Below are 7,911 nucleotides of genomic sequence, written 5' to 3'. Positions count from 1 at the left end.
GAGGATAAATAGGTATTAATCCATTCCATTTAAAACGGAAACAAAATATTCAAATTACACTAAAAAAAACGTATACGAAAAAAAAAATAAAATCTTTTTTAAAATGGAGGATTTTGATAAACAATGAAATCGAAAATAATTATTTTCTGCTTGATTTTATGTTTAATTTTCTCTATAAGTACTGTAAGTGCAACAGAACTTAATGAAACAGACAATCAAGCCATATCAATTTCACAAGAAAACACACTAGGTATTACTCAGGATAATGTGAGCAATACTTTGGGTGTGTATAGTAATGATGAAGAAGTATTAACTGCTGGAAATAGTGATTCTGGTAGTGTACTAAAAGCAACAAATGATGATACAACTGGAAGTTTTGCTGATTTAGAAAATCTAATAAAACTATCCTCAGGCACAATCATTTTACAGCAAAATTATGAATATAAAGGAACAACTGACACAAAAGGTATAACTATTGATAAATCCATCACAATAGACGGAAACGGATATACAATCAATGGAAATAGTCAAAGCTATGCTTTTAAAGTAACACAAGACAATGTAACAATAAAAAACATAAATATCATTAACGGATACTCCGCCCACTATAATACTGAAAGTTATGCAGGAGCTGTTTACTGGTTAGGTGATAATGGAAAATTAATCAATACCAATATCAGTAAATGTACGATAAATACTGGAGATTACGCAACTTCCGGAGGAATAGCATGGTGGGGAGCAAACGGAGAAATAACACAAGTAGATATAACCTCATGCAGGGATTCTTCTGGTGATCGTCGTGGTGCTGCATTATCCTGTGCAGGATTAAATTTAAAAATATCTAATTTAAATATACATGACAATTACAATATGGGTGGATATGCATGTGTTGCAGTACTGGGAAGTTCATCCAATGTATCATTCTACAACTCCAACTTCACAAACTGTTTTTCAGGAGGGTATGGTGTGGTTTTTTATGAAGCAACAAGTGGATTATCATTTGAAAAATGTAACTTTGACGATACAAGGGGTAATCTTATTTTTTGTCGTAACTCAGACATAACATACACAGATTGCAACTTCTACTGCCACAACAAGTATTTCTCATATCAGGCATTACACTATGCAACATTCAAAAACTGTACATTCCACCAATTCACAAGAATATCCGATTCAACTACTAATAGTGTTTCTAATCGTATGAGGGATAATAGTTATATTAACTGTACTTTTATTGAGTGTAATCAAATTTATCTTCCATACAGCGATAGTGTTGATTCATACATTAATGTAACTTTTATTAATTGTACCAATATGTTTACGTATTATCCTACTACTGGTGTAGGTTATGTGATTATTGAAAATTGTACTTTTGATAACTCAACTACAGGTAATACAGTTATACATATTAAAAATGGACAAAAAAATATTATAATTAATAATAAATTTATAAACATACCAGAATCTATAAATTATGATATTACAATAGATAATGGTGCTGGTTCATTTATAAATAATACTGGTGCTCGTATACTTAATCAAGGTAATAATATAAGTTATTTAAAAGAGTTATATGTTAATGAAACGGGTACTGGTAATGGTTCTAGTTGGAGTAATGCTTGTAATTTAACATTTGCATTAACCAATATAGTAAAAGACGGTACTATTCACGTAAAAAAAGGAACCTACGACCTTAAAGAATCAACTTATAACATAAATTTTATTTTAGATAATGAAAACAATGTAATAATAACAAATGGAAGTTTACTTATTAAAAACTCATATAATATTAAAAATTTAATCTTTAAAAACTTAACAAACTATATTTGGATGGGTTTTTACACAACAATCACCAATTGTACTTTCAACAATATAACTTTTACTCCAATATACTTATCATACACTACAAAAGTATACAATCTAACATTTAAACATGTAAATACAACTGGAGATTTATTTACACACTACACTCATGATTTAAATTCTTTAACAGTGGATGGAGTAAATATCACAGATTCAAAATTCGGTTATTTTATTACATCAAAGGTAGGATGTAATTCAATATTTAAAAATATAAACATTACACGATCCTCACTAACAGGATTATACGCAATATCGAGTTCACAGGTTTATAAAGATATTAATAATCTTGAATTTAGTAATATAAATATTAGTAATTCCAATATAACATTACATATTTATAGTAATAGTAAACCTATTATGACGCGTAAAGTTATTTTTAATAATATTGTAATAAATAATACGAATAATACTGGGTATGCACATCTATTTAATGGAGTATACAACGCTGAATTTAATGGAATAAAACTAATCAACATAAATAATTCACGTAAAGACATATATGCATTTCGTTACGATAGTGCATATGGTGGTGCTTCTTACAAGAATATTGAGATTGTAAATTTCACCAACTCTTTAGATTATTTGGTGTTCGATAATGGTGTTGATTTGGATGGTTTTATTTTGAATAATGTAACTTCGGGATCTTTCTTCAGTGGTGATTTTAGTGATGTTACATTATCTGGTTTAATATTCATTGATACTAATTTCACTTCAAATAAGATTATGACTTTAAACCAAGGAAGTAAAATAATCTCAAGCACATTCGATAATTATACTGGACATATACTGGTTAATGGTAGTGGTGTGAAAATTCAGGATAGTGAATTTAAAAATGGAAATAACAGTCTTTTGAATGGTAGTGCTTTTGAGGTATTAGGTACTGGTAGTTATTTCACTTTGGAGAATGTTAATTTCACAAGTAATACTGGATTATATGGTGGTGCTGTTTATGTTCATAATGGTGCTAACCGTATAGTTTTACGTAATGTTAACTTCACTGACAACAATGCAACCGGAACTGAACTAGACCCTGAGTATACTTATGGTACTAATAATAGTATGGGTGGTGCTGTTAAGTTTGAGCATGTTGTGGGATCTGGTTATGTTGTAACTATTGATGATTTTACCAACAGTACTGTTAATCATACCAGCAGATATTACAATAATATTGCAGGTAACTTAACAAGTCTTGTAGGGGATTATGTTTACGTAGTATTGGATTATCCTAACTGGAGGGCTCCGGGCGCAACAGCGAACAGTACAGGTAATGCTCGTAGCCGTCAAAATGCCGGTACTTTTGAAACTGCTTTCAGTATAGCAGGTGACGGATGTACAATAATCTTTGTAAACCAAAGTGAAACCTACGACTACTCCACATTATATGGTGCTCAGCGTAGTGATATGTTGATGCCGGATAATATTCCGGGTTTTGTTATGAGTGATAATCTTGTATTTTTAGGTAATAATACTACTCTCAAGCATATTCGTTTCCATGTACCGGACTATATTACAGGTTTAACTGCATATAATATAACTTATGCTGATAATCCTAAGGGTGCTGTCATTGTTGATGGAGAAAATGTTTTATTTAAAAACTGTGCTTTCATAGATAATGGTGGAGACAGTGCCGGTTATGGTGCTGCTATTTTAGTTAATGGTAATAATACCAGTATATTGGATTGTAATTTCACAGGTAACCGTGCATATAATGCTTCTGCCGGTTTTGGTGGTGCATTATATATTAATGCAAGTAATATACAGGTATCTAATTCATTATTCACTAATAATAGTGTTGCTGATAATGGTGGACACATATACATCAATAACGGACAGAATATTACTATAATTGATTCAGTCTTTGTTAATGCTTCACAATTAATATATGGTGTTAACAGTGGTAGCGGTGTTGTTGTTCAAGGTAGTGTTATTTCAGTAGTGAATAATACTTTTGTGAATAATACTGCTGGTGTGGGTTCTGCTTTAAGTGTTATTGGTGATATTGCACTTGTGAATATTTTAGATAATAATTTCACCAGTAATAATGCTGATAATGGTGCATTGTATTTGTCTTTCACTAACAGTCTTGCTGCATCCAATAGTATCTCTGGTAATATTTTCTCAAACAATAGTGGTGTTAATGGTGGTGCATTGTTCGTTGATGCTATGGCTATGCGTGGTTTAACTATGAATAATAATTATACTGGTAATAATGCTACTCGTGGTGGTGCTGTCTTTGTTAATGCTTCAGGTATTACCTTAAGTAATGATTTATTCAAAGCAAATAATGCTACAGAAGGCGGTGCTTTATATGTGAATGCATCTAATGTTGTTGTTAATGATGCTGAGTTTATTGGTAATAATGCTACTTTTGGTGGTGCTGCTTATGTTAATGTGAATGGTACTGTCTTTAATGATTGTAATTTCACGGGTAATGTTGCAAATGTTACTGATGTATCATTTGGTAGTGCTGTTTATGTGGCTGATTACACTGATGTTACTATTAAAAACAGTTACTTTAATAGAAACTATGTTGCTGGTGAATATGCTGGTAATCGTGCGGATATTTCTTATGATGGTATTTTACCTACTATTAGTTCAGATATCTTCTTGGGTAGTGATCCTTATCAGCAGTATGCTCATAACCGTAGTAGTGTTAAAATTTGGTATAATATGGTTTATGTCAGTATGGAGGATCGTGGTCAGGGTTACAGTAATGCTACTGCTACTACAATGACTAAGGCTTTAGATGGTATTCTTCCAGGTGGTGTTATTGTTATCTGTGATGAGGATTACATGTTTACCAGTGAAACTTTTGAACAGTTACGTAATGCTAACTTGACTAATGTTACTATTGTTGGTCTGGACAGCAAATCCGGCATAAAAAGAAACACATCAATATCAAGTGAATACCTATTTATCCTTCAATTTTAAAAAAACTAAAAAAATAAAAAACACCATTATTTAATCATTCACATATAAGATGAAACAATCAAAAAAAGGCATTCTTCCAACACCACTTAATCAGAATAAAAATGAACACACACAAAAAATATATGAATTCCATTTCAACCAATTAAATGCAGTCGAAATATATTTTTTTCGCAGTTTCTTTTAAGAGGATAAAATAATAATCCCATTTTTTTCAAGGAATCAAAAAAATATCCAAATACTTTTTTCAAGTCCTCCAGATTAAAGATTTCACAATCAAAAAAATCTAAAAGACAATTATTACATTAGTGAAAATACTATATAAACATTTTCATTTCCCCCCCCCCGAAATAAAAAAAGATAATAAAAGTATAAGAAAAAAAAACACTAAATTACACCCAAAAAATATGAGGGAGGAAAAATAAAGATGATGAAAAATGAAATAATAAACAGCATACAACACCAAATAAAACCACACCTAAACCAAAACCAGTACATACAGCTAAACAGAATACTTAAAAACGAATTCAAAGACATACAAATCACAACAACAAAAAACACACAACACCTAAACAACAAAGAGCTCTTAACACTATTCCTAAAAGCCAAAAAAACAGAAGGATGCTCACCGAAAACCATACACCACTACAAAAAAATACTTGAAAAAATACTGAAAGAAATAAACAAAAGAATAGAAGACATCACAACAGACGACCTCAGAAACTACCTGACCACATACAAAGAAGAAAACAACCTTTCAAAAACAACAATAGACAACATGAGAAGAATACTCTCATCATTCTTCACCTGGCTGGAGGAAGAAGACTACATACTGAAAAACCCCGTGAAAAGAATACACCGGATAAAAAAGGGAATCGTCGTGAAAGAAACTCTTACAGATGAAAACATAGAAACCATCATAGACAACTGCGAAAACAAAAGAGACCGAGCAATAATAGAACTGCTGCTCTCAACCGGAATAAGAGTAGGAGAACTGGTAAAACTAAACAAAAATGATATAAACTTCCAGGAAAGAGAATGCCTGGTCCAAGGAAAAGGTGGATCCGAAAGAATAGTATACTTCAACGCAAGATGCAAAATACACCTCAAACAATACCTCAATACAAGAAACGACAACAATCCAGCACTATTCGTAAGCCTAAACAGACCACACAAAAGACTTGGAATAAACGGCGTAGAGGTAAGACTCAAAAAGATAGGAGAAAAATCAGACATACCCAACCTCCATCCCCACAAATTCAGAAGAACACTTGCAACGCAGGCAATAGACAAAGGAATGCCAATAGAACAGGTACAAAAACTCCTGGGACACGTAAAAATAGACACAACCATGCATTACGCAATAGTAAACCAGAACAACGTGAAAATAGCACACAGAAAATATCTGGGATAAATAGTACACACCTTTCCAGTGAATGATTTAAAATAGTGTCTGTCATTAACTGACAGACACATATATTAATCTAAAGGACAATATTAAAATTCATAGCATTCAACATAGAATCATTAATAATGCCTTTTTTCTTCAATTCCATTAAAACATTCTTATACACGCCCATATTCTTCAAATCATTATCCTTCTTATCCAATTCCAATTTAAATTCAGTATCCTTCTTATTTAATTCTGACATGAATTCTCTTTCTTTTTCTTTAAGTTTTGCATTCAAATCTTCATTAAGTGCAACACTCAATAATACTTCATCTACAGCTTCATCCAAATTAATCAACTCCTTCAATTCATTTACTTTACTTTTATCACCTATATGCTTTTCAATCATGATTTTAACAACAAATACCAGTTCCCTTTTAAAGTAATGGTCAATATTTGCCTTGGAAAAAAGGTGACATGAACGTTCCACCAGTGATTCTGCATGGTTTTTCGGTGCAAAAATTGGAAGAAAAGCCAAATACAAGGCATCATCATACTCCAACTCATCGTTATTACTAATTATGTTTTCAATCTTATTTAATATTTCGATTGTCCCATCCCAACTGATAAAAAAATACTGAGGAACAATAATATCGCTTTTTGTCAGCTCAAAACGATTAATGGACTTACTTGGATCAACTGAAGACACTACAACACTCAAAACAGGAATGCCATAATTAGTCTTGGAATAATCCCTGTACTGGCATAAAGCAAGAATCTTATCATCACGAACAGGAGTAGTCTGCTGCTCCAAATTAATCAGCAAATTCCTGTCAGTATAAACATGATACAGAATATCCATATCCAAATCCCTCTTATCAGCAGTTATCAGATGAGTAGGACATGGCTTTAAAAATTCACCAGGCAGACCCAGAAAATGATGCAGATGCTTAGGAAACATAATCTCAGCATACTTAATCGAAATATCATTTGCTTTTAAATATTTATTACCCTTCATCATAATAAATTATAACCTCCTAAAAATTAAATTAAAAAATATTCAACAAATAATAATTGTTAAAACAAATATATAAATCTTTATATATTTATTAAATCAATTTAACCAACTTAAAGCAAAATTTACATAAAATTAGAAAAATTACATGTGCAGGGAAAAAGCAAAAAAAGTACTTAAAATATACTGATTTGTGAGTATATATTTAAATCTCATAATCTCACACTATGAACAACAGGCAAAATATGAATATTATGAATTTATATAAGGAAGAAAATTTGGAAAAATATAATCCTTGTTCCAATGAATCAATAGTTTTTTTGGAAAAGTTTATACCTTATGAAGTTCATATATAATAATTATGAAAGTCGCAAAAATTGAAGAACATTTAACGGATAATGACTTAAATGATCTTATAAAAGAACATAAGGATTCGTACAATATTTATCGGCGAGCATATTTAATTAAAATGGTTAAAAATGGCGATACGATAAAAAAAGCTTCTGAAATTATGAATGTTTCTAGAAAAACAGGTGAACGTTGGGTCAGAGAATATAACGAGAAAGGTATTGATGGATTAATGCCTGATTATAGTAATTGTGGCCTTGAATCAGAATTAGACGATGAAAAACTGCAAATTCTTTATGAAGCCATCACAACTAGCGATAAAGGATTAACAATTGAAGATGTACGAGAAATGATATATACCTTATTC

General features: G+C 31.2%; 4 protein-coding genes. 3 read left to right on the top strand and 1 reads right to left on the bottom strand.

Annotated elements, in window-relative coordinates; genetic code table 11:
- The first annotated feature begins 123 nt into the window (after positions 1-123).
- Both IJQ68_RS00845 and xerA read left to right on the top strand, forming a co-directional pair.
- Positions 124-4,794, top strand: coding sequence for a right-handed parallel beta-helix repeat-containing protein (locus IJQ68_RS00845; protein ID WP_292795715.1), 4,671 nt, complete (start codon positions 124-126; stop codon positions 4,792-4,794).
- A gap of 427 nt (positions 4,795-5,221) precedes the next feature.
- Complete coding sequence (gene xerA, locus IJQ68_RS00840; protein WP_394355661.1) at positions 5,222-6,205, top strand: site-specific tyrosine recombinase/integron integrase; 984 nt, start codon at positions 5,222-5,224, stop codon at positions 6,203-6,205.
- Between the two features lie 70 nt (positions 6,206-6,275).
- On the opposite strand, the gene IJQ68_RS00835 is transcribed toward xerA, so the two are convergent.
- On the bottom strand, positions 6,276-7,199 hold the full coding sequence (locus IJQ68_RS00835; RefSeq protein WP_292795709.1) for a hypothetical protein: 924 nt from the start codon (positions 7,197-7,199) through the stop codon (positions 6,276-6,278).
- A gap of 358 nt (positions 7,200-7,557) precedes the next feature.
- Between IJQ68_RS00835 and IJQ68_RS00830 the strand changes: the two genes are divergently transcribed.
- The coding region (locus IJQ68_RS00830) for a helix-turn-helix domain-containing protein (protein ID WP_292795707.1) at positions 7,558-7,911 on the top strand (354 nt) is incomplete at its 3' end.

The sequence above is a fragment of the Methanobrevibacter sp. genome, assembly GCF_017447225.1.
Classification (GTDB): domain Archaea; phylum Methanobacteriota; class Methanobacteria; order Methanobacteriales; family Methanobacteriaceae; genus Methanocatella.
Note: the sequence above shows the minus strand (reverse complement) of the source record. Positions and strands in the feature narration are given on the sequence as shown.